The sequence below is a fragment of the Natrinema caseinilyticum genome, from assembly GCF_024227435.1.
GTDB lineage: Archaea > Halobacteriota > Halobacteria > Halobacteriales > Natrialbaceae > Natrinema > Natrinema caseinilyticum.
In genome coordinates, this window is sequence record NZ_CP100445.1 from 3,796,108 (window position 1) to 3,817,616 (window position 21,509).

The 21,509-nt window shown below is 65.4% G+C and carries 19 protein-coding genes and 1 pseudogene; 10 read left to right on the forward strand and 10 right to left on the reverse strand.

The window, feature by feature from the left end; genetic code table 11:
* Positions 1-157 precede the first annotated feature (157 nt).
* Positions 158-313, forward strand: a complete 156-nt coding sequence (locus NJT13_RS18710) for a hypothetical protein (protein WP_254523326.1) — start codon at positions 158-160, stop codon at positions 311-313.
* Between the two features lie 137 nt (positions 314-450).
* Here the strand turns inward: NJT13_RS18710 and NJT13_RS18715 are convergent, their stop codons facing one another.
* Positions 451-1,803, reverse strand: a complete 1,353-nt coding sequence (locus NJT13_RS18715; protein ID WP_254523327.1) for a hypothetical protein — start codon at positions 1,801-1,803, stop codon at positions 451-453.
* A 186-nt stretch (positions 1,804-1,989) separates the two neighbouring features.
* Complete coding sequence (locus NJT13_RS18720) at positions 1,990-2,844, reverse strand: 3-hydroxyacyl-CoA dehydrogenase family protein (protein WP_254523328.1); 855 nt, start codon at positions 2,842-2,844, stop codon at positions 1,990-1,992.
* Positions 2,845-2,992: 148 nt separating this feature from the next.
* Between NJT13_RS18720 and NJT13_RS18725 the strand changes: the two genes are divergently transcribed.
* From NJT13_RS18725 to NJT13_RS18735, 3 genes are all read left to right on the forward strand, one after another.
* A complete protein-coding gene (locus tag NJT13_RS18725; RefSeq protein WP_254523329.1) occupies positions 2,993-3,745 on the forward strand; it encodes a hypothetical protein in 753 nt (250 codons plus the stop codon).
* A 389-nt stretch (positions 3,746-4,134) separates the two neighbouring features.
* On the forward strand, positions 4,135-4,929 hold the full coding sequence (locus NJT13_RS18730; RefSeq protein WP_254523330.1) for a class I fructose-bisphosphate aldolase: 795 nt from the start codon (positions 4,135-4,137) through the stop codon (positions 4,927-4,929).
* Positions 4,930-4,931: 2 nt separating this feature from the next.
* Complete coding sequence (locus NJT13_RS18735) at positions 4,932-5,792, forward strand: class 1 fructose-bisphosphatase (protein ID WP_254523331.1); 861 nt, start codon at positions 4,932-4,934, stop codon at positions 5,790-5,792.
* Positions 5,793-5,809: 17 nt separating this feature from the next.
* Here NJT13_RS18735 and ppsA read toward each other — a convergent pair whose 3' ends face one another.
* Positions 5,810-8,083: a pyruvate, water dikinase gene (ppsA, locus tag NJT13_RS18740; RefSeq protein WP_254523332.1), complete on the reverse strand. Its 2,274-nt coding sequence runs from the start codon at positions 8,081-8,083 to the stop codon at positions 5,810-5,812.
* Positions 8,084-8,186: 103 nt separating this feature from the next.
* On the opposite strand from ppsA, the gene NJT13_RS18745 reads away from it, so the two are divergent.
* On the forward strand, positions 8,187-9,560 hold the full coding sequence (locus NJT13_RS18745) for an ADP-dependent glucokinase/phosphofructokinase (RefSeq protein ID WP_254523333.1): 1,374 nt from the start codon (positions 8,187-8,189) through the stop codon (positions 9,558-9,560).
* 12 nt (positions 9,561-9,572) lie between these two features.
* Here NJT13_RS18745 and NJT13_RS18750 read toward each other — a convergent pair whose 3' ends face one another.
* Together NJT13_RS18750 and NJT13_RS18755 are read right to left on the reverse strand one after the other, a co-directional pair.
* Positions 9,573-10,466 carry a universal stress protein gene (locus NJT13_RS18750; protein WP_254525488.1) on the reverse strand — a complete coding sequence of 298 codons (894 nt, stop codon included), beginning with the start codon at positions 10,464-10,466 and terminating at the stop codon, positions 9,573-9,575.
* 67 nt (positions 10,467-10,533) lie between these two features.
* Positions 10,534-11,781, reverse strand: a complete 1,248-nt coding sequence (locus NJT13_RS18755; protein ID WP_254523334.1) for a glycosyltransferase — start codon at positions 11,779-11,781, stop codon at positions 10,534-10,536.
* Positions 11,782-11,923: 142 nt separating this feature from the next.
* Between NJT13_RS18755 and NJT13_RS18760 the strand changes: the two genes are divergently transcribed.
* Complete coding sequence (locus tag NJT13_RS18760) at positions 11,924-12,208, forward strand: hypothetical protein (protein WP_254523335.1); 285 nt, start codon at positions 11,924-11,926, stop codon at positions 12,206-12,208.
* Between the two features lies 1 nt (position 12,209).
* Positions 12,210-13,190: a nucleotidyltransferase family protein gene (locus NJT13_RS18765; protein ID WP_254523336.1), complete on the forward strand. Its 981-nt coding sequence runs from the start codon at positions 12,210-12,212 to the stop codon at positions 13,188-13,190.
* A gap of 67 nt (positions 13,191-13,257) precedes the next feature.
* On the opposite strand, the gene NJT13_RS18770 is transcribed toward NJT13_RS18765, so the two are convergent.
* Positions 13,258-13,488 carry a DUF8119 family protein gene (locus NJT13_RS18770; protein WP_254523337.1) on the reverse strand — a complete coding sequence of 77 codons (231 nt, stop codon included), beginning with the start codon at positions 13,486-13,488 and terminating at the stop codon, positions 13,258-13,260.
* Positions 13,489-13,554: 66 nt separating this feature from the next.
* Positions 13,555-14,658 (reverse strand): hypothetical protein, encoded by a 1,104-nt coding sequence (locus tag NJT13_RS18775; protein ID WP_254525489.1) that lies wholly within the window; start codon positions 14,656-14,658, stop codon positions 13,555-13,557.
* Positions 14,659-15,240: 582 nt separating this feature from the next.
* On the opposite strand from NJT13_RS18775, the gene NJT13_RS18780 reads away from it, so the two are divergent.
* Positions 15,241-17,046 carry an acyl-CoA carboxylase subunit beta gene (locus NJT13_RS18780; protein WP_254523338.1) on the forward strand — a complete coding sequence of 602 codons (1,806 nt, stop codon included), beginning with the start codon at positions 15,241-15,243 and terminating at the stop codon, positions 17,044-17,046.
* A 306-nt stretch (positions 17,047-17,352) separates the two neighbouring features.
* Positions 17,353-17,703, forward strand: coding sequence for a DUF5658 family protein (locus NJT13_RS18785; protein WP_254523339.1), 351 nt, complete (start codon positions 17,353-17,355; stop codon positions 17,701-17,703).
* 42 nt (positions 17,704-17,745) lie between these two features.
* Here the strand turns inward: NJT13_RS18785 and NJT13_RS18790 are convergent, their stop codons facing one another.
* From NJT13_RS18790 to NJT13_RS18800, 3 genes are read right to left on the reverse strand one after another with little or no spacing between them, the layout of a single operon-like run.
* On the reverse strand, positions 17,746-18,375 hold the full coding sequence (locus NJT13_RS18790; protein WP_254523340.1) for a PH domain-containing protein: 630 nt from the start codon (positions 18,373-18,375) through the stop codon (positions 17,746-17,748).
* The gene (locus NJT13_RS18795; protein ID WP_254523341.1) at positions 18,353-19,075 is read right to left on the reverse strand and encodes a PH domain-containing protein; all 723 of its coding nucleotides are present in this window, start codon (positions 19,073-19,075) and stop codon (positions 18,353-18,355) included. Before NJT13_RS18795 ends, NJT13_RS18790 begins: the two co-directional genes overlap by 23 nt.
* Positions 19,076-19,082: 7 nt before the next feature.
* Complete coding sequence (locus NJT13_RS18800; RefSeq protein ID WP_254523342.1) at positions 19,083-19,550, reverse strand: MaoC family dehydratase; 468 nt, start codon at positions 19,548-19,550, stop codon at positions 19,083-19,085.
* A gap of 258 nt (positions 19,551-19,808) precedes the next feature.
* Here NJT13_RS18800 and NJT13_RS18805 point away from each other — a divergent pair.
* Positions 19,809-21,112 (forward strand): annotated as a pseudogene (locus NJT13_RS18805) (erythromycin esterase family protein).
* Positions 21,113-21,509: the final 397 nt, after the last annotated feature.

The following is a 21,509-nucleotide window of genomic DNA, read 5'->3' on the forward strand; positions in this document are numbered from 1 at the left end:
AACTGACCGCGACACGCGGAACTGATCGGCGACGCTCGAACTCGGAGGACGCACTGCCTTCCTTCGCGGAACCCGGGAGCGACTGGTCGTCTATATAGCTCCATAGTGCCCTCTTAGCAGCGCTCAAGTAGTCTCCCCGTCCCTCACTCACCTGTCTATGACTGCGTTGCAGGATCGACCGACGACCGTCGCGATCTGTGAGCAGTGCGGGTCGCCCGGCGCCGCACGCGAACTCGAGGACGGCACGCTCTTGCTCATCGGCGCCGGCAAACGATGCCCGTGTGGCTGCGACCGACTTCGCCGGTTCCGGTAAGATGGTCGGCCGTCGGGTGCTTGGCTGTACGGTCCGGTTCGGGAGGCCGAGTCCGGTGCGAAGCAGGTCCTCGTCCCGACCGTCGGTCTCGAGTGAGATCACGTCCTGCCCCAGGGCCGGCCGATACCGGTAACGGCTCAATCCCGGGCGGTAGCCAGTCGTCTCCCCAGCAGCGCCAGCGGGGCCCCGAAGAGGGCGACGACGGCGACCCACGGGAGAAACAGCAGGGTGCCGAACGCGATGGTCCAGAAGTCCAGGGCGGACATCGGATAGACGAGAACGATGGCGCCGGTCGGCACGAGTGCGACGACCGCCAGGAGACCGATCGGCGTCCGGTCACGTTCGAACGCGAAGCCGATCGGGAGAAAGAGCGCGGTGGCGAACCCGAACAGGAGCGGGAGCGGGTACGCGAGCGCCCCGGTGAGCAACAGCGTGTATCCGGCGGCGGTCAGTGTCGCGAGGGCTGCGAGTCCGACCAGTCCGCGAGTGTGGAGGCGGTCGCCGATGCGAGCGGCTGTCGCGCCGAGGAGCGCGTATCCGACGCCGAGCGACGAGAGCACGACGGCGCCGTGAGTGAGAGCGCGACTGGTCGTCAGCGCGTCCACGACGAGGATTCCGACCGCGCCGAGGACGCCGACTCCGACGAGCAGTCGCTCGAGCGTCGGCACACCCGTGGAGACGTCCCGAAATCCGAGACGGCTGGCGACGGCGTCGACCGCGGGACGGCCGCCACCAGCGCGGCCGATGGCGACCCCGGCGAGACCGATCAGAGCGCCGGGGATGAGTCCGTTGGCCAGGCCGCGAACGAGCACCGCTGGGCCGTCCGCGAGTCCGATCGTCGCGTAGCCGCTTGCGGTCCCGACCACGCCGTCGCTTCCGTAAGTGACGTACGTCTGATCGTCGAAATCCTCGCCCCAGTCGCGTTCGGTCTCGTTCGTCCACGTCGCGGTGTTGCCGTCGACGTCCGCGAGCGGAATTCGGTTCGTGACGACCGTTCCGTCGGGGGAGTGTATCGTCACTCGGTCGGCCACCACTTCGTAGCGAGTGGGTGACGTGCCGGTCGCGAAGTAGTCGACGATCCAGGCGTCGCCGACGCCCCGCCGAGCGACGTCGGTAACGGTGTAGTTCACGACGACGGTATCGTCCCGGAGCGACGGGTCGACGGACCCGACATCACCATCGGCCGCGTGATAGCGCGCCCACGCGTCGTCGACCGCGGCCGCGAGCGCACTCGCGTTCGTTCGGTACCGCTCGACCGCGGAGGCGTTGATCGGGACCCGGGCACTCCAACGTGAGTCGCCGGTCTCGTCGATGTAGATGTCGAGCGTTCCGTGACCCGTGGCACCGGCGATTTCGGCGTCGTTTGCGATTCCGGGGCCGCAGACTCCACAGATCTGCGACGGTGGCGGGGCGCCCGCGACGCCGGCGACACCGGTCAGTCCGACGGCGACACAACAACAGAGGGCGAGGGCGAATCGAGCGGTTCGCATCTGGTGGCAACTCGAGTGTCAACTGTCAAGTAATTACTCCCGCGTCGAATCAGCCATCCGGAGGAGCGATTCGGGAATCCCTCTCCGAACGGGGAGGGTGATGGGAGTTATCGACGTGCGAGGAGCGTGCTCCGCCCGACTGCGCGGGGAATCTTCGATCCCTCGCCGTTTACGGCCCGGCGGACGTCACTCGTATTCGTAGAATCCGACGCCGGTCTTCTTCCCGAGGTCGCCGGCTTCGACCTTTCGCTTCAGGAGGTACGCGGGCTTGTAGCGGTCGCCCAGTTCCTCGTGGAGGGTCTCGGACGCGTGGAGACAGACGTCCAGTCCGATGTGATCGGCCAGGGTCAGCGGCCCCATCGGGACGTTCGTTCCGAGTTCCATGCCGGCGTCGATGTCCTCCCTCGTGGCGACGCCCTCGTCGTAGGCCCGAATACCCTCGTTGATCCAGGGCATCAGGATCCGGTTGGTGACGAAGCCTGGCTTGTCGTCGGACTCCCAGGTCGTTTTCTCGAGGTCCGCGGCGATGTCGTGGGCCAGTGCGGTCGCCTCGTCGGTTGTTTTCTCGCCGACGACGATCTCGACGCCCTCCATGATCGGCACCGGATTCATGAAGTGCAGGCCGATCACGCGCTCGGGACGGTCGAGGTCGCCCGCAATCGACGTAATCGAGATCGTACTCGTGTTCGTCGCCAACAGGACGTCCTCGTCGCACACGCGTTCTAAGTCCGCGAACACCTCTCGTTTGACGCTCAGTTCCTCGAGAGCCGCTTCGACGACGAGATCGCAATCCGCGAGATCCTCGAGTACCGTCGTGCCCTCGATCCGCTCGCGGATCGCCGCGGGCTCTTCCGCGAGCGAGTCGCGGTTGTCGAGTCGCTGGAGGCTGTCGTCGATGGTCTGAAAGCCGTTTTCGACGAACTCCGTCTCGATGTCGCGCATGACGACGTCGTAGCCGTGGGTTGCGGCGACCTGTGCGATGCCGCTTCCCATCGTTCCTGCACCGACGACCCCGATCCGGTCGACTTGATCGCGAACCATACGGTCGATTCTTTCGAGGTGGTCGTAAACGTGCTGGTACGATCGAGGCGATCCATCGACGACGCGGGACCTTGATCGGCGTCCGGTCGACGCCCGAGGACAACTTTCAAGACTAGAGAGTGTGAGATATGGACGACCGGTGAACCGTGTGAGTGAGAAAGACGCCGTCCGCGACACGAAGACGGACCCAGATCACGATAGCGACCCCCGAGACGACGGTGCGGTCGTCGATATCGGTATCGCCGTCGATGTAAGCACCGCCGACGGTCCCGACCCTGCCCCCTCGGCGGACGTGGGATTCGAATTCGAGGAGGACGACCTACTCGAGGCAGCCGATGCCGACCGCAGGTTCGACGCAATACCCGACGACGGGATCGGCGCCTCGATCGAACCGGACGAACGGGACGCGCTCGAGGCGGCCGAAATCGACCCCGAAGCGGTCGTCGAGAAGGAGCACTCCTACCGATCGCTGTTGGGAGACGGCGTCGACGAACAGATCGCAGACACCCTCCGTCGACGATACTCGCTCCCGTGGTCGTTCGAATCGGACGGCGATCTCGACCGACGCTCGAGCGTGGTTCGCGGCCTCGGGGCCGCCGAGCGCGAGTGGATCGCCGTCAGCGAAGACGATGACTGGCAGTCGTTCGAGTACGACCACACCGGCCCTATTTCGACCGAGCGTGAGCGTCCATCGGAGCGGCCCTACCCGAGACCGACGCCGACTGGGGCCGTAACGGGCGTCGGCCCCGACGACGCGGACGCGCTGGCCGAGGCGGGCATCCGCTCGGCGGAACGACTGGCGACGATCGACGCGATGACGGTCGCGACCCACCTCGAGCTCGACGTCTTACACGTTCGAATGTGGCGTCACAACGCTCGCGAACTGCTGAATCGATCCTGATCCGGTACCGTCGCCGCCGCGTGTGCCGGACCGACGTCCGTCCATCACCCTCGAAGCGCCGCTTCCACTCGAGTTGGGCAACGGGGTCGTCGCGCCACGTCGCAATCTGCGGTCCGTTGTCCGCGGTCTGTTGTCCGTTGTCTGGTGTCCGTTGTCTGTTGCCCGCTGTCCGCGGTCTGCTGTCTGCTGCCCACCGTCCGTTGTCCGCTCTCCGAGGTCCGCTGCCCGCCGTTCGCAGTTCGCCGCGCTGATTGCTTACTCGGTTTCGAGTTACGACCGATCGACTACGACGATTATCGGTCTCGAGCGATTGAATTACTACTCCTGTACGTAATTTCGATAATCCGGACCATCAAAGATTTATAGCGGCCTGTCGGACCGTCAAACAGATGATTCCGATCGACGACTCTCCGATCGTTCGCGACGGCAAGTCACTGATTTTAGCGATGGACCACGGGCTCGAGCACGGCCCCGTCGACTTCGAAGACGTCCCGGAGAAACTCGATCCGTCGACTGTCTTCGAGACGGCGACCCACGACGCCGTGACTGCGATGGCAGTTCAAAAGGGGATCGCCGAGGGGTACTACCCGAGCTACGAGGACGACGTCAATCTGCTGATGAAGCTGAACGGGACGTCGAACCTCTGGATGGGCGAACCCGACTCGGCGGTCAACTGTTCGATCGATTACGCCGTCGACGTCGGTGCCGACGCCGTCGGCTTCACCGTTTACGGGGGATCGAACCACGAAATCGAGATGGTCGAAGAGTTCCGCGACGCACACGAACAGGCCCGCGAACACGGCCTCCCCGTCGTCATGTGGTCGTACCCGCGCGGGCAGGGACTGAAAAACGACACCAAGCCGAGCACCATCTCCTACGCCTCGCGACTGGCGCTCGAACTCGGTGCCGACATCGCGAAGGTCAAGTATCCCGGCAGCAAGGACGCCATGGCCCACGCGGTCCAGTGTGCGGGCGACATGAAAGTCGTCATGAGCGGCGGCTCCAAGACGTCCGACTACGAGTTCCTCTCCCAGGTGGAAGCCGTCATCGACGCCGGCGCGAACGGGCTCGCGGTCGGCCGCAACGTGTGGCAACGCGAAGATCCCACGCGAATCCTCGACGCGCTCGAACTCGTCATCTACGAGGAAGAAACCGCCGACGCGGCGCTCGAGGCGACCGAATAGGAATGCCGGTCACCGATCCCGATCCGGTCGACGACGTCGTCGCCACGATCGCCCGCTCGGCGGCCGAGATCCGCCAGGGACTGGTCGGTCGCCGGGGGAAAGCCGACGCGGAGAACCCCAGCGGCGAGACACAGGCCGAGGCCGATGTCTGGGCCGACGAACTGCTCGCCGACCGGCTGTCGTCGATCGACGGCGTCGGCGAGTACGCGAGCGAGGAACGGTCCGAGATCATCGACACCGGCGACGAACAGGTCTCCGTCGCGGTCGATCCCCTCGACGGCTCGTCGAACCTCAAATCGAACAACACGATGGGGACGGTGTTTGGCATCTACGACGAACCCCTCCCCGCGCCGGGTTCCGCGCTCGTCGCGTCCGGCTGGGTCCTCTACGGCCCGATTACGACGATGGCGTCCGCCCGGGACGGCTCGGTCACGAAGTACGAACTCACCGGCGGCGAGCGAACGGTCGTCGAGGAGGACGTCACCCTGCCCGACGATCCGCTCGTCTACGGCTTCGGCGGCCGGGTTCCCCACTGGCACGACGACTTCCGGGAGTACGTCCGCGAGATCGAGTCGAACCCCGATCACAAGCTCCGGTACGGCGGCGCGATGATCGGCGATGTCAACCAGGTGCTGACCTACGGCGGCATCTTCGCCTACCCCGCCCTCGAGGACGACCCCCGCGGAAAACTCCGCCTGCAGTTCGAGGGGAACCCGATCGCGTATCTCATCGAAGCGGCCGGCGGTCGCTCGTCCGACGGGAGTCAGTCGATACTCGAGGTCGAACCGACCGACCTCCACGACAGGGTGCCGCTACACGTCGGCAACGCCGAGTTTATCGATCGGCTCGAGGACGCGCTCTAGCGAGCGACGGCCGCGAATCAGTTCTCGTGTTCCGCGACCGTGAGGATCGTCTCCACCGCGACGTCCGGCGAGACCGAGATCGAATCGATATCGGCCTCGAGCAGGAACTCGGTGTACTCCGGAATCGTCGAGGGTGCGTCGCCACAGAATCCGACCGGACGGTCGTGCCGGTGGGCCTCCTCGATCAACGACGTTATCGAGCGCGTCACTGACTCGTCGGTCTCGTCGAACAGCGGCGCGAGTTTCTCCGAGTTGCGATCCACGCCGAGGGTGAGCTGTGTGAGGTCGTTCGATCCGATGGAGAAACCGTCGAACAGCTCCGAGAACTGATCCGCGCGCACGATGTTCGCGGGCAGTTCCGCCATCACGTAGACGTCCACCTCGTCGTGCGAGAGACCGTAGTCGTCCATCAGGTCGAGGACGCGCTCGCCCTCCGCGGGCGTCCGACAGAACGGGACCATCACGATCACGTTGTCCAGTCCCACCTCCTCGCGAACCTGGCGAAGCGCCTCGCACTCGAGACGGAACGCGTCCCGGAACGCCTCGTCGTAGTACCGGGAGGCCCCACGCCAGCCGAGCATCGGGTTCGCCTCGTCGGGTTCGTACTTCCAGCCGCCCTCGAGATTGCGATACTCGTCGGTCTTGAAGTCGCTGAGCCGGAAGACGACCTCGTTCGGGTAGAACGCGGCGCCGATCTTCGCGATTCCCGTCCGGAGGGCGTCGACGAACCGCTCTTCCTCGCCGCGCTCGAGCAACTCGAGCGGGTGGGAGCCGACGTGAGAGGTGACGATGAACTCCTCGCGGGCCAGGCCGACGCCGTCGACGGGGGTGGTCGCGAGCGCGAACGCCCGACCGGGATCGCCGAGGATCAGGTTGACGTCGGTGTCGGTCTCGGGAAGGTCGTCCACGGTCTCCTCGTCGATCTCGTACTCGAGTTCGCCCTCGTAGACGCGGCCGGTGTCGGCAGAGCAGTCGACCGTCACGTGATCGCCGTCGGCCAGCGTTTCGGTCGCCTCCCTCGTGCGAACGATCGCGGGGAGCCCCAGTTCCCGCGAGACGATCGCCGCGTGTGACGTTTTGCCGCCTTTGTCGGTGACGATAGCGCTCGCCCGCTTCATGACCGGTACCCAGTCGGGATCGGTCATCTCGGTGACGAGCACGTCGCCCGCCTCGACCTGATCCATCTCCCGGAGGTCGGAGAGGACGCGAACGGTCCCGCTCGCGATCGCGTTCCCGATCGCGACGCCCTCGAGAAGTGGCTCGTCGGTTTCCTCGAGACTGTACGTGCGGAGGACGTTCCCCTCGGACGCCCCGTGGACCGTCTCGGGTCTGGCCTGGACGACGAACAGCTCGTCGAGGTCGCCGTCGACGAGCCACTCGACGTCCTGTGGCGTCTCGAAGTGGTCCTCGATCCGCATCGCGTACGTCGCCAGTTCCGTGATCCGGTCGTCCGAGAGCGCGAACTGCTCGCGGTCCTCGTCCGGCACCGACTCGAGTTTGGTTCCGCCGTTTCGACGGACCATCCGCTGGGACTTCCCGCCGAGTTCCTTCTCGACGATCCCGGTGGTGGGTTTGAAAACGACGTACCGGTCGGGGTCGACGACACCCTGGACGATCGGTTCGCCGAACCCGTAGGCGGCTTCGATCGTGACGACCTCCTCGAACCCGGTGTCCGGATCGAGCGTGAACAGGACGCCCGAGGATGCCAGGTCCGCCCGCCCCATCTTCTGGACCGCACAGGCCAGTTTGACGTCGAAGTGGTCGAAGTCGTTATTCTCGCGGTAGGCGATCGCACGATCGGTAAACAGCGACGCGAAGCAGTGTTTGATCGACTCGATCAACTCCGTCTCGCCAGCGACGTTCAGAAACGTCTCTTGCTGGCCGGCGAACGACGCCTCGGGGAGGTCCTCGGCCGTCGCGGAGCTCCTGACGGCAACTTTCGGGTCGTCGATTCCGAGTTCGTCCCCCAGTTCGGCGTACCGCTCGAGGATCCTCGACTCGAGTTGCGGCGGCATGGACGCCTCCGAGATCATGCGCCTGATTCGCTCCCCGCGGCGCTGGAGGTCCGCGACGTCGTCGACCGCCAGTCCGTCCAGTTGCGATTCGATTGCCGCGTGGATGCCGGTCTCCTCGACGTAGTAGTCGTAGGCCGACGCGGTCGTCGTGAACCCGGGCAGGACCGGGACGTCGAGGTCCGCGAGTTCGCCGAGGTTCGCGCTCTTTCCGCCGACGGCGTCCGTATCGTCGCCGCTCAATGCCTCTAACCACCTGACGAACGCCTCTCGTGACATCGGTCCGTCACTCGGACGACGCGCACGGCAATAAGTTCGCAGGGGGACGACGGACGGCACGGGCCCCAAGATTATCCCGCTGCGTCTGGGAGGGAGCCGTGCCATGCAGGACGTCCACGCCCAACTGGAGGCGGACATCGCCACGCTCGAGGCGCTGCCGGTGTTCGTCGCGTACAACGCGAACGTCGACGCGATCGTTCGGGTCGACGAGGAACTGGAATCCGTCCTCGATCGACCGGACGATCCCGGGGCGGACGTCCCTCCGAGTCCGCTGGCGTCGAAACGAGAGCTCGCGGCGGCGATTGCACACACGATGGCGGCCGGTCGGGGCGACGAGATCGCAATGACCGACTCGTTCGCGACGGCCATCGAGTCCGAACTCCCCCCGGACAGTCAGCAGATGGGCGGCCAGGCGGGGATCATGACGAACCTGCTCACGGCGCTGGAGACGGCGCCGATCACGTACACGTACCTGATTTCCGAGCGGCAGTTGTCGATGTTCGAACGCCCCGAGAGAGTTCGGTATCCGACCGTCGCGGACGGCCAGGTGAGCTACGTCCCACTGCCCGAGGCCGTCAACACGGACCGAACGAAGATCAACTGGGTGTTCGAATTCAGGGAGGGCGACGAACTCTTCGGTGTGACCGCGACGGAAGACACCCGCTTCATCGCCGCCTCGAGACCACCGGAGTTCGACCTGACTGCCGGCGAACTCGACGAGGCGATCTCCCAGGTCGGCGAGGCCGTCGACGGAGCCCTCCTCGCGGGGTATCACAACCTCACGCCCGACCACGTGAAAGACGGGTACGAGGAAACGCACCGCCACGCACGCGAGGTCATTCGCCGACTTCGGTCGGGGAGCGACGTCGACGTCCACATCGAGTACGCCGTCACCCACGACGACGACCTCAGGGAGAGCATGTACGAGTGGATCTTGCCGGAGGCGAACGTCGTGGGTGCCGATACGCACGAGCTGACGATGCTCCACGACGACGCGAGCCTGGCGGCCGTGGCGGACCCGCCGTCGGAGGCGACGCCGTTCGAACCGGCCGAGATACTCGATCACTACCGGATGCTCGAGGCGGTTCGCGAGGAACTCGGCGTCGACTGCGTTCAGTTACACGCCATGGAGTATCACCTCGCCGTGATGGAGCCGTCCCGCTCGTCGGAGGCCGTTCGACGGGGGCTCGAGTTCGCCGCCGTCAACGCTGCGGCCAAAGCGGCCCGCGGGGAGATCTCGTCGCCCGACGACCTCGAGACCGGGCTGGAGTACGAGCCCTCGGCGATGGGCCGCGAGGCGATCGAACTGTTGGCGGATCACGTAGGCGAGACGGCCGAGGGAGGGGTCCTCGAGGCCCCCACGGTCGCCGCCTGCCCCAATCGCGTCGTCGACGAACCGGCGGGCACGGTCGGCATCGGCGACATCGTCTCGTCGTCGAGTTTCGTCCTCGGACTCGCCGTGGCCACCGACCGGTAGTCCGCGACGGCATCACGGCGACTCGGCGCTCACGGGCACGCAAAACACCGGCACCTCCGCCTGACGGACGACGTTTTCGGTGACGCTCCCGAGGAACCACTGTCCGATCCCCGTCAGGCCGTGGGTTCCCATGACGATCAGGTCGACGTCGTGGTCGGTCGCGTACGAGGTGATCTCGACCACCGGGGAGTCGGTCACGATCGATCCGGAGACGCTCACGTCAGCCTCCTCGCCGCGCTCTCGTACTGCGTCGATCGCTTCTTCGCCCCTTTGCTCGAGGGCCGCGAGGAGTTCGTCGCGCTCTCGTGTGTCCACCAACGGACTCGTGTCGATCGAGTAGAGCGTGTGGACCGACGACCCGAGTCGGGCCGCCAGTGCGATCCCCCACTCGGTCGCGATCGCCGCTCCGTCGCTGCCGTCCGTGGGCAAGAGCAGTCGGGCGAAGGGGGCGTCGTCGATCTCGGTTTCGACGGCGTTCGGGGGGACGGCGAGGACGGGTGTCCGTGCCGTTCGGAGGACGTTCTCGGTCACGCTGCCGAGGAGGGCCCTGTCGAGCCCCGTGCGGCCTTTCGTCCCCATCGCGATGACGTCGATCTCACGCCGGTTGGCGTACTCCCTGATCGACTGGAACGGGGTGCCCTCCCTGACACTCGTCGTGACGACGAGGTCGTCGTCGTGCTTCGCGGCCAGCTCTGCGATTTCCTCGACCGCTTCCGTGGCCTTCTCCTCGAGCGGTGGCCGTTCTAACTCGTCGAGATCCGCCGCCGAGATTCGGGATTCGACGACCGACAGGACGTGGAGGGTCGCATCCGTCCACGACGCGAGGGCGATCCCGCGTTTCGCACCCGCGAGCGCCCCGTCGCTGCCGTCGGTCGGTATCAGTATCGATTCGATGAACCGGCTCATTGGGGAGTCCTGCATTGCTTCACCGGCTCGGCGGTTAATTGTGTGGGGGGTCGGCCGTGAGGCGTCGCTATCGGCCGTCACGGTTCAGCGTCTCGACGAAAATCTCGAGGAGATCCACGAGCTGACGTGGGAGCAAGAAACGTTTTCGGACGTGTTCCCGGGCGTTCACGCCGAACTCGGTTCTCCGCTCGTCGTCCTCGAGGAGCGCGACGATTCGATCGGCGGCGGCCGCCGCGTCGTCCGGCTCGACGAGGTAGCCGTTCCGGCCGTCCTCGACCTGCAGCGGAATCCCGCCGACCGTCGATCCGACGACCGGCGTGCGCTTCCAGAGTGCCTCCGATACGACGAGTCCGAACCCCTCGCGTATGGATTTCTGGACGACGACGTCCGACAGTCGCTGGAGTGCATTCACCGTCGTGTCCGGGAGATTCGCCAGGACGTGGACGTCCGGATCGTCGACCGCCTCCTCGGCGATTCGCTCGTACAGCATCAGCCCCTCCGGATCGTCGCCGGCCATCCCGCCAGCAAGCGCCAACTGGAGTTCCGGGACGTCCTCCCGAGCGCTGCGATACGCCTCGAGCGTTCCGAACTGATCCTTCCAGGGATCGAAGCGCGACACCTGCGTGACGACCGGCGCGTCGAACGAGAGCGGATCGAGTCGGTCCCGTTCGGTCGCTCGCTCCGCCTCGTCGAGCGATCGGTTCTTCTCCGTCACCGGATCGATCGACGGGTAGACGACGCTCGTCTTCGGAACGTCGATCGCCTTCGCGTACGCGGAGCGGCTGAAAATTCCGTGATCGATCCGATCCGCGTACGCCGACACGAACGCGCCGTACTCGTCGACCGGGTCGGTGAGATCGACGTGACACCGCCAGACGATCGGCGCGTCCGGCAGCCGCTCCTCGAGTCGCTCGAGCATGCCGAGCGGCTGTGGATCGTGGGCGACGACGATATCGTATTCGTCCTCGATCTCGGCCGCGTTCCGTGCTGTCACCTCGCGATAGGTTGCTTTCATCTCGTCGGTCAACGGCTCGGCGCTGCCCTGGAGGCCGTTGTGGACCGCCTTCGTGACTTCGAAGAAGTCGTCGTCGGCGTCCATGACGAGCCAGTCGGTGTGGATACCGAGGTCGTTGCAGACCGGCACGATCGAACGGAGCAGTTCCGCGACCCCGCCGCCGGTCGCCGTCGAACTGACGTGGAGGATCCGGGCGTCCGAAAGCCCCTCGGCGAGCGAACGAAGTCGCTCGAGGCGGTCGCGGTCCGTCACGGAGGCGTACGCGTCGATCGATCGGTCCGGTAACGAGGGTGCGTGCATCGTCCGCACTCGTTCGAACGACGACGACGCTCGTATCAGTTGGGGATGCTTGCAGACCAGGACAGTAGTTAGAAGCCCTGTCACTCTCGATTTCTGATGTTCGGGGGAGAACAAATTTACCCGGACATGGTGACTTCCGACCGTGAGATTAGATACCAACAGTGGCGGTTCGGGAGGCGACGAACCGCTTCGAATCGGGCTCGACTGGGTTTCCCGTCGCGGCGAACGAGACGGCGAACGTGCCGGCGTGGGACGACGAGTACGACGTCTCGAATCGGACGATCGAACTCGCGAAGGACGTCGCGAGGGACGGTCCGACTTCGCCGAGGACGACTTCTCGTACTTACGATCGCCGGCGGGGCGATACGTTCGCGCGCTCACCGGCGATCCGCTCGTCGGTGTCGACGTACTCGAAGTCGCTCACTGAGATGACTGGACCCACCACAGCCGTCGTCCTGGCCGGCGGCTACGCGACCCGACTGTGGCCGATCACGAGGCGTCGACCCAAGATGTTCCTCCCGCTCGGAGAGACGACCGTTATCGATCGGATCTACGCCGAACTCGAAGGCCTCGATCGGATCGACGAGGTCTACGTGAGCACGAACGAACGGTTCGCCGCCGACTTCGAGACCCATCTCGAGAACACCCCGTACGACAAGCCCCGCCTGTCCGTCGAGGAAACGACACACGAAAACGAGAAATTCGGCGTCGTCGGGGCGCTCGAGCAGTTGATCGACCGGGAGGGACTCGACGAGGATCTGCTGGTGATCGCGGGGGACAACCTCTTCGACTTCGCCATCGAGGACTTCCTTCACTATTTCGACCGTCGGGACGGGCCGGCGATCGCCGCCTACGACGTCGGCTCCCGGGAGCGGGCAACGTCCTACGGCGTGATCGAACTGGACGACGAGCGCGTCGTCGACTTCCAGGAAAAGCCCGCCGCGCCGGAGAGTTCCCTCGTCTCGATCGGGTGCTACGCGTTCCCCGCGGAGACGCTGTCGCTGTTCACCCCGTACCTCGAAGCGGGGAACGATCCGGACGAACCCGGCTGGTTCGTCCAGTGGCTCCAGGACCGGGAACCGACCTCCGCCTACACCTTCGAAACCGCGTGGTTCGACATCGGCACCAGGCGGAGTTACCTCGATGCCGTGTCCTGGTCCCTCGACGGCGAGTCCCGCGTCGCCGATTCGGCGACCGTTCGGGAGAGCGCCGTCGGCGACGACGTCCACGTGATGCCGGGCGCGACCCTCGTCGACGCCGACGTCGAACGGTCGGTGATCTTCCCGGACGCGGAACTCGAGTCCACGACCGTTCGCGATTCGCTCGTCGACGAGGGGGCCAGAATCAGCGGGTTCGACCTCGAGCGCGCCCTGATCGGTGCCTACACTCGGATTCCCGACGACCGGTGAGAGCCGAGCCCCCAGTCCGTCTTCTGTGGAACGCTTCTTTCGCTCCACCGTCGGGGGTCCTCGCCGCTCACCAGCCGCTCGTGATCGACACGTAGACGCCGACGCCGAGCAGGAGCGCCCCGTAAAACGCCCACTGCGGCCAGGCGGTCTCGAGAAAGAGCAGCGTCAGGAACAGGACCCACAGCGAGACGACGAGCAGGTCGCCGAGGAGCCGGAGGCTGCCGTTCGTGAGCGCGGCGAAGACGCTCCGGTCGGACTCGGCGTCGGATCGGGAGGGGCGGGCGGGATCGTCACTCATGCGGGATCGGCGGCCGTTTTTCCGGTCTGCTGGTGAGCGCGGTTCGTGCGGTCGGTCGGACGGCGGTCAGAAGTGGTAGCCATGTTCCTCGGTCAGTCTATACGCGCCGACACCCCAGACGTAGCTCTGACCGGGCCACCAGGTGCGGGCGTTGTTGAATCCCGCGACGAGGACGTCGCGGTCGCCGCCCTCGGGGTCGCGGTGGTAGCTCACGGAGCCGCTGTCGCCGTCGGTCAGGTCCATCTCGCCGCCCCAGCGGAGCTGACCGCGGCGACAGAAGTTCTCGGTAAAGCACGTAACCGCGTCGACGCCCTGTATCTTTCCGGTCGTATGCCCGCTCAGCGCGCCGACCTTCTCGAGTTTTTCGTCGCGGGCGGCGAGGTCGGCGAGCCCGAATTTGGTGAATTGACCGCGAACGCGGGGACGAGACGGCGCGTCGATCGTGCTGGCGGGCTCGATCGGGCCCTCCGGTTCGACCACGGCGACGTCCTCGACCGGGTGATAGCGGGCGACGGTCCCGAGTTCGATCGCGTCGTCGTTCTTCCGAGGAAGGACCAGCGATCCGCCCCGCGGGTCGTGATTCTCCCCGAACGCGTGTTCTGCGGTGACGAAGAACGCGTGCTCTCCGTCGGGGTCGTAAAGCGCCGGCCCGAGCGTCGACAGGCTCGTCTCGGTTTCACAGGCGACACCGCTGGGGACGCGTCCGTCCTCGACGGTGGTTGCGAACCGTGGCTCCCAGGATTCGCTGCCGTCTTGAATCGTGTCGATTTCGATGATCGTCTTGACGTCGAAGTCGATACCCTCCGTGATTTCCGCAATCATTTCGCCGACCGAGTGGCCCTCGCTCGAGACGCCGACGGAGACCGTCGCGGACCCGCTCTCGTAACTGCCCGGAACGACCGCGCTGCCGAGATAGCCCGTAAAGGCGACCCGTGCCAGTCGTCTGTTCACTTCGAAGGCCTTCTCGACGGTCGCGTACCATTCGGCGGGGACGGACGTCGTCTGTTTCCGAATCGACCAGGGATCGTCGGGATCCTCCCGCGAGAGGGCCGTCACGATTGGAACCTCGCCGTCGTCCGCCGCGAGGAAATCGTCGACGCCCAGCCAGTTTGCCATGCCGATCGCGTAGCCGCCGCCGGCGAGGGCTCGCAGGAACTCTCGCCGGTCCATCCCCGTCTCCACACGGTCACGAAGCGTTGCGAGTCGCTGTACGAGTCCCTCCGCGTGTGACGTTTCTGCCGGCCCTCGAGACAGGTACTCAGTCGCTGCTGTCCCCGCTCTGCCACCGTAGTTGTTCACGGACACAGGATCGGTAACCGTCGAAATGAACGGCGAAATCGACGAAAGGGATTCTGCCTGCAACTGCCGTTTTTCTCTCGCCCATTATTGTCGGTAAAACTGATATCTCCGGTGCTCGAGAGTGGGTTCCGTGGCGGCGATTCCCCGCCCCGATATAATGACTGCACGACTGAACGCAAGCGTTCGTGTCACGCGGCCATTCAGTACAGTTCGTCTCCGTGTTGGTGACCACGGAGGCAGTATGCACTCTCGATCGGTGCGCGCCGCGACCGCGAGAACGCTCCCTCCTCATCCCTCGCGGTGATCTCCGATGATCAGTGGCGATCGATGCGGCGCGATCCGGTCTCTCCTCTCTTCGGACTTCCGGGTCATCGCCGACGGTTCCGAACCGAACTGCTCGAGCGATCGAACATCGGGGAAAACGGTATTTGATCGCCCCACACAGACTGTAGCATGCGCGTTCGTATTGCGGCTGGTGCTGCCGACGAGGAAGCTGCGGCGATTGCGGCCGCTCTCGCCGATCACGTCGGTGAGACGGTCGAGGTGTTCGTAGGCGAGGAGACGAAGCCCACGGCGGTTCACGACACGTCGTCCGGGCGGGACAGGCGGATCGACGACGGTTCGAACGCGGGTGCCGAACCCGTCGACGGCGGTGCCGACACCGAACTCGGGCCGACGGACAGGGAGCGGCGACTCGAAGAGGAGATCGACGACATTCACGCGGGCGGACCCGAGAAATACAAGGATCAACTCTCCGACGAAGGCAAGCTCTTCGTCCGCGATCGGCTCGAACTGTGGTTTTCCGGTTCGGATAACGCACTGCGCTTCGAAGACGGAACGTTCGCCGCGTTCGACGACTGGCATCCCCGCGGTGCGGGCACGGACTCGGCGGCGGACGACGGCGATCGGCTCCCGGCGGACGGCCTCATTACGGCCGCGGCCACGTTCGAGGGGCGCGACGTCCACGTGATGGCCAACGACTACACCGTCAAGCGGGGGAGTATGGCCGCCAAGGGCGTCGAAAAGTTCCTCCGAATGCAACAGCGCGCCCTGAAAACGGGAAAGCCGGTGTTCTATCTGATGGACTCGTCCGGCGGCCGGATCGACCAGCAGACGGGCTTTTTCGCGAACCGAGAGGGAATCGGGAAGTACTACTACAACCATTCGATGCTCTCCGGGCGGGTTCCCCAGATCTGTGTCCTCTACGGGCCGTGTATCGCCGGCGCAGCGTACACGCCCGTCTTCGCCGATTTCACCGTCATGGTCGAGGGGATGTCCGCGATGGCGATCGCCTCCCCGCGAATGGTACAGATGGTCACCGGCGAGGAGATCGACCTCCGGGAACTCGGCGGACCACAGGTCCACGCGCGGGAATCCGGATCGGCCGATCTGGTCGCGTCCGACGAGGAACACGCACGCGAACTCGTGGCTCAGTTGATCACCTACCTGCCCGACAACGCCGACGAGACGCCGCCGAGGAGCGACTCCAAACCGCCCGCAAACCCCCCCGCCGAGATCGACGGCATCGTTCCGGCGGAACCGAACCGCGGATACGACATGCTCGACGTCGTCTCCCGTCTCGTCGACGAGGGGTCCCTCCTCGAGTTACGCCCCGATTATGGGACGGAGATCGTCACCGCCTACGCACGGATCGACGGTCGTCCGATCGGTATCGTCGCCAACCAGCCGACCCAACGCGCCGGTGCGATTTTCCCCGACGCGGCCGAGAAAGCGGCGGAGTTCATCTGGAAATCGGACGCGTTCAACGTTCCGTTACTCTATCTCTGCGACACGCCGGGATTCATGGCCGGTTCGCAGGTCGAGAAAGACGGAATACTGGAGCAAGGCAAGAAAATGATCTACGCGACCTCCTCCGCGACCGTTCCGAAACAGACGGTCGTCGTCCGCAAAGCCTACGGAGCAGGGATCTACGCGATGGGGGGTCCCGCCTACGACCCCGAGAGCGTCATCGGCCTTCCAGCAGGTGAAATCGCGATTATGGGGCCGGAAGCGGCGATCAACGCCGTCTACGCCCGAAAGCTCGGCGCGATCGACGACCCCGAAGAACGCGAGCGAATGGAACGGGAACTCCGGGAGGAGTACCGCGAGGATATCGACGTCCATCGAATGGCGAGCGAAGTCGTCATCGACGAACTCGTTCCGCCGAGTTCGCTACGCGACGAACTGGCCGCTCGGTTCGAGTTTTACGCAGACATCGAGAAATCGCTCCCGGCGAAGAAACACGGCACCATACTCTGAGGAAGGGTGCTTAGCGCCTCGGTTCAGCTAACAGACTGTTAACTGCCGGCGGACCGCTAATCGACTGCTAACTGCCGGCAAAATCCTCCCGGACGACCGACGACCGCCCTCGAACCGGCCGACACCGTCGGACCCGATCCGACTCGAAATCGGGGTGTCCCCGCGTTCGCCGTCGCCGTCGAGTAGTTACCACCATTTAACGATGTCGTATCATCTCCTATGCCTGTCATAACAATACCCCGCGTTCCTGAACCGTCGGTTGCTCCCGGTGGCCCGATGCTCCGGTTCGACCCCGGCGGGGAGCCTATGAGTTCCGAGGGCGCGTGGCTGCGCCTCCGACCGATCGGTGAGGTCACATCCGTCGATCTGGAGCGGCTGCTCTGGGGAGTCGTGGGATTCGCGCTGATCGCCGACATCGCGACGACGTTCGTCGGTCTCCACCTGGGCTTGTCCGAATCGAACCCGGCCGCCCGGGGAGCGATCGAGGGCTACGGAATCGCCGGGATGTTGGCCCTGAAGGGGTTCGCGATCGGGATCGGGCTAGGCTGTCGGCTCCTCCTCGACCGGCAGTATCGTCCCATCGTCCCGGCCGGCCTCGCGGTTCCGTGGTTGCTCGCTGCGATCCTGAACGTCTACACGATCTCGGCGGTACTCTGAGGCTGACCGTGGGAAACCGAACTGACCCGGGGACGGGGACCATCACGGGGTTCGCTCCAGATCGCGTCGCCACTCCCGAACCTCGGCGAGGACCGCCTCCCACTGTTCGCGCGAACCCGGAACCTCGGTTCCGGTCAGGCGCTCGCGTTCGGCCTCGAGTCGTTCCCGAACGCGGGCCGGTTCCTCGACGTTCCAGAACGAGAGTTCGGTGCCGCTCGCCGTTTCGAGGGTGACGGTCCCGTATCCGACGAGTCGACCGAGCGGTTGCTGTTCGACGGTCGTGTTCTGAACGCGCTCTAGCGACACGGTCCGGACGGTCAGGCCGAAGACGCCGTGGCGGGTCGCGGCGACCGCGTTCGTGACGACGAACGCCGTCCGCGAGACGCGAGCGTACTGCCACAGCGCGGGCGCGACGACGAGCGGAACCCCGAGGGCTGCGAGCACCGGCAGGAGTTCGAGGACGATCCCGGCCAGGATCCCCAGCGTTCCGACGACGGCGAGTGCTACCCAGGGAAGCACGGTCTGGATTCGCGGCCCGCCTCGCCAGCGGACCCGGTCGTCTTCCCCGCGCGGGAGCCACGTCAGCTCCGTCGCAGTCGAGTCGCCAGCGGTGGACGGGCCGTCGCCGCTTGCCGGTTTCGAGTCGGGGTTAGATCGACTGGTCTTGGTCATGCTCGGTGGGTGTCCGATCGTCGGTTTCGGGATCGAATCCGCTCGGCGACCGGTGGCCAGTCGATCCGTTGCCCGTCGACCCTGTCTCGGTCGCTCCGGTGCCGGTCGTTCGCGTCTCCTCGGTGTTCGGGCGGCCATCGGTGCTGTCGTGGCGGCTCTCTCGAGCGCTCGCACCGCCTTCGACGGCGGCTCGGATCGCGCGTAGCTCCTCCAGGATCGCCGCGAGAACGTCGTCGCTCGTCCGATCGGTCGCCGCTTCGTCGCGAGTCCGGTCGATTCGCTCGCTTATCAACCGCTGAACGGCTTTCGGATCGGTGACCGCGGCGAAGGACATTTCGACGCCCGAACCGCCCGCCGTGCTGACCTCCACGGTGCCGTAGCCGAAGTAGTTCCCGAGCGCGCTCTGGCTGTAGGAGATGTCCTGGACCTTCTCGTGTTCGATACGCTTGACGTCCCGCGAGAGGACGCCCGTCTTCTTGTACAGCGCCCGGTTCGTCACCACGTAGTGGGTGTTCGTCACCCGGAGGTACTCCCCCGCGATGATGACCAGTCCGATCAGGACGAGCGAGAGCGGAATCCCGATCGCGAACGCCGGGACGAGCGTTCTTCGGTCCGGGCCGGCGGCCCAGAGGAGTTCCTCGTCGGCTTCCAGCGACAGCCACTCGAGATCCACGTCGTCGTCGATCGCGCCGTCGGTCATCGGTGGATCACTCCTCGCGCTCCGCGGCGTGGTCGCGTTTCAGCGAGAGGACGGTCCGGTCGAACTCGCAGACGAGGTCGTCGTCCTGGTTGAAGGCTTCGACGTGCATGGTGACCAGTCCGCGTTCTCCGTCGCTCGTCTCGCGCTTTTCCGTGACCGTCGACCGGGCGCGAATCGTATCGCCGTGGAAGACGGGGGCCGGATGTTCGACGTCGTCGTAAGAGAGGTTCGCGACGATCGTCCCGTCGGTCATCTCCGGGATCGAGACGCCGACCGCCAGCGACATGGTATAGAGGCCGTTGACCAGCCGTTCGCCGAACTGGGTGTCGCCCGCGAACTCCCGATCGAGGTGGAGCGGTTGCTGGTTCATCGTCATATCGCAGAATCGCTGGTTGTCGCTCTCGGAGATCGTCCGCCGGCGCTCGTGATCGACGGTTTCTCCGACCGTGAACTCCTCGTAGTACAGTCCTGTCATACGTTCAGGGTCGCACAGCGACCACTAAAACGCGTCGCCCGCCGGAGAAGCGCGGGTCGAATCTCCGACGCCCGACGCCCGACGACACCGACGGGTCCGTCTCGACTGATCTTTCAGTGAGGGACGCTGGACCCCTCCCTCGCGGACGCGACCGACGCTCGCAAGGACCAGTTCGAAATCGATTCGCGGGGAACCACGGCGTGGGTGAATCACGTGACCGCACGCCGATTCGAAACGGCCGACGCTGATCCGTCACGGGTGGCCGACGCGGTCGCCGAACGCGCCACGTCGATCGAGGACGGGTTCGACGAACTCGTCGAGAGTATCGCCGACGCCGACGCGGTCCTCCTGGGGGAAGCGTCTCACGGCACGTCCGAGTACTACCGCCTGCGGGCGCGGTTGACGGCCCGTCTGCTCGAGGAGCACGATTTCTCGTTCGTCGCCGTCGAAGGGGACTGGACGGACTGCTACGACGTCACGGAGTACGTCACCGGTCGTGCGGACGCGGCTGCGGCGAGCGAGATCCTCGCCGGCTTCGAGCGTTGGCCGACGTGGATGTGGGCCAACTGGGAGGCCGCCGAGTTCCTGGACTGGCTCGCCGGATACAATGCGGGCCGGGCGATCGGCGACAGGGTTGGATTCTACGGGCTCGACGTCTACGGCCTCTACGAATCGATGGCCGCCGTGATCGACGCCCTCGAGGATCTCGATCCCGAGCTGGCCGATCGCGCCCGCGACGCGTACCACTGCTTCGAACCGTACGGGGCCGACGCACGCGAATACGCGCGATCGATCCGCCTGATTCCGGACGATTGCGAGGACGAGGTGATCTCCGTCCTCACTGAGCTCCGGGAGACCATCGCCGAGCGCCACGCGGACCACGACGGCGACGATCCGCTCGCGTTCTTCGCGGCCGAGCAGAACGCCCTCGTGACGAAGAACGCCGAATCGTTCTACCGCACGATGGCCCGCGGCGGGGCCGACTCGTGGAACGTGCGAGACCGGCACATGAGCCGAACGCTGGAGCGGTTGCTCGCGTTCCACGACGGACCGGGGATCGTCTGGGCGCACAACACGCACGTCGGCGACGCCCGCGCGACGTCGATGCGCGACCGCGGGCAACTCAACCTCGGACAACTCGCCCGAGAAGAGGTCTGCGACGACGATTCGGACGTCGCCATCGTCGGCTTCGGGTCACACCGTGGCACAGTCATCGCCGGCACCGAATGGGGGCGGAGATGGAGCGGATGCGAGTGCCCGAAGCCAGGGCGGACAGTTACGAGGACGTCTTCCATCGGACCGGCACGGACGACGTCCTCCTCGAGTTCCCCCGCGGGTACGCCACGGCGGACGAGTCGGAGTGCGACCGTCTCGCCGAGCCTCGCGGCCACCGCGCGATCGGAGTGGTTTACGATCCGGAGTACGAGGGCGGCAACTACGTGCGGACGGTACTGCCCGACCGGTACGATGCGTTCGTCCACGTCGACGAGACGACCGCGCTCCACCCGCTCCATATCGAGGGCGGCGAACGGCCGCCGGAAACGTATCCCTGGGGCGTGTGACCCGTTCGTGTGCGGCGGTCCCGTTTCGTGCACCAGCGGTACGAGCGATGCCGGTGCGCAAGCGACGTCGACACGATCTGTCGCCCTCCTCAGCCGCCTGACCTGTGACGTCCGATTCGTCCGCGTCGATTCTGACCCGGGTGGTACGGGTCGACTCGAGTCGTTCTCCGATCGTCCCGTATATGTCGGTCCGCGAGTCTCTGTCGGTGAGCCGACAGCTAATCCGCCGGGGTTCCATCGGGGGGCAGTAAAACTGCTCTGTGAACGTCGATCGATCGAACGATCGAGTCAGCGTCGATACCAGTACAGTATACAATCATATTGAGATACCTTATATTGTAACTAATGGACTATGAGGACCATTCGTCACGTTTATTTTGGTTTCCTCGGAAGCTAC

What these genes read in the sequence shown, in the direction of transcription:
- NJT13_RS18710 (WP_254523326.1), top strand. Translation starts at nt 158, where the DNA reads ATGACTGCGTTGCAGGATCGACCGACGACCGTCGCGATCTGTGAGCAG.
- NJT13_RS18715 (WP_254523327.1), bottom strand. Translation starts at nt 1,803, where the DNA reads ATGCGAACCGCTCGATTCGCCCTCGCCCTCTGTTGTTGTGTCGCCGTC.
- NJT13_RS18720 (WP_254523328.1), bottom strand. Translation starts at nt 2,844, where the DNA reads ATGGTTCGCGATCAAGTCGACCGGATCGGGGTCGTCGGTGCAGGAACG.
- NJT13_RS18730 (WP_254523330.1), top strand. Translation starts at nt 4,135, where the DNA reads ATGATTCCGATCGACGACTCTCCGATCGTTCGCGACGGCAAGTCACTG.
- NJT13_RS18735 (WP_254523331.1), top strand. Translation starts at nt 4,932, where the DNA reads ATGCCGGTCACCGATCCCGATCCGGTCGACGACGTCGTCGCCACGATC.
- ppsA (WP_254523332.1), bottom strand. Translation starts at nt 8,083, where the DNA reads ATGTCACGAGAGGCGTTCGTCAGGTGGTTAGAGGCATTGAGCGGCGAC.
- NJT13_RS18745 (WP_254523333.1), top strand. Translation starts at nt 8,187, where the DNA reads ATGCAGGACGTCCACGCCCAACTGGAGGCGGACATCGCCACGCTCGAG.
- NJT13_RS18750 (WP_254525488.1), bottom strand. Translation starts at nt 10,466, where the DNA reads ATGAGCCGGTTCATCGAATCGATACTGATACCGACCGACGGCAGCGAC.
- NJT13_RS18755 (WP_254523334.1), bottom strand. Translation starts at nt 11,781, where the DNA reads ATGCACGCACCCTCGTTACCGGACCGATCGATCGACGCGTACGCCTCC.
- NJT13_RS18765 (WP_254523336.1), top strand. Translation starts at nt 12,210, where the DNA reads ATGACTGGACCCACCACAGCCGTCGTCCTGGCCGGCGGCTACGCGACC.
- NJT13_RS18770 (WP_254523337.1), bottom strand. Translation starts at nt 13,488, where the DNA reads ATGAGTGACGATCCCGCCCGCCCCTCCCGATCCGACGCCGAGTCCGAC.
- NJT13_RS18775 (WP_254525489.1), bottom strand. Translation starts at nt 14,658, where the DNA reads ATGGACCGGCGAGAGTTCCTGCGAGCCCTCGCCGGCGGCGGCTACGCG.
- NJT13_RS18780 (WP_254523338.1), top strand. Translation starts at nt 15,241, where the DNA reads ATGCGCGTTCGTATTGCGGCTGGTGCTGCCGACGAGGAAGCTGCGGCG.
- NJT13_RS18785 (WP_254523339.1), top strand. Translation starts at nt 17,353, where the DNA reads ATGAGTTCCGAGGGCGCGTGGCTGCGCCTCCGACCGATCGGTGAGGTC.
- NJT13_RS18790 (WP_254523340.1), bottom strand. Translation starts at nt 18,375, where the DNA reads ATGACCAAGACCAGTCGATCTAACCCCGACTCGAAACCGGCAAGCGGC.
- NJT13_RS18795 (WP_254523341.1), bottom strand. Translation starts at nt 19,075, where the DNA reads ATGACCGACGGCGCGATCGACGACGACGTGGATCTCGAGTGGCTGTCG.
- NJT13_RS18800 (WP_254523342.1), bottom strand. Translation starts at nt 19,550, where the DNA reads ATGACAGGACTGTACTACGAGGAGTTCACGGTCGGAGAAACCGTCGAT.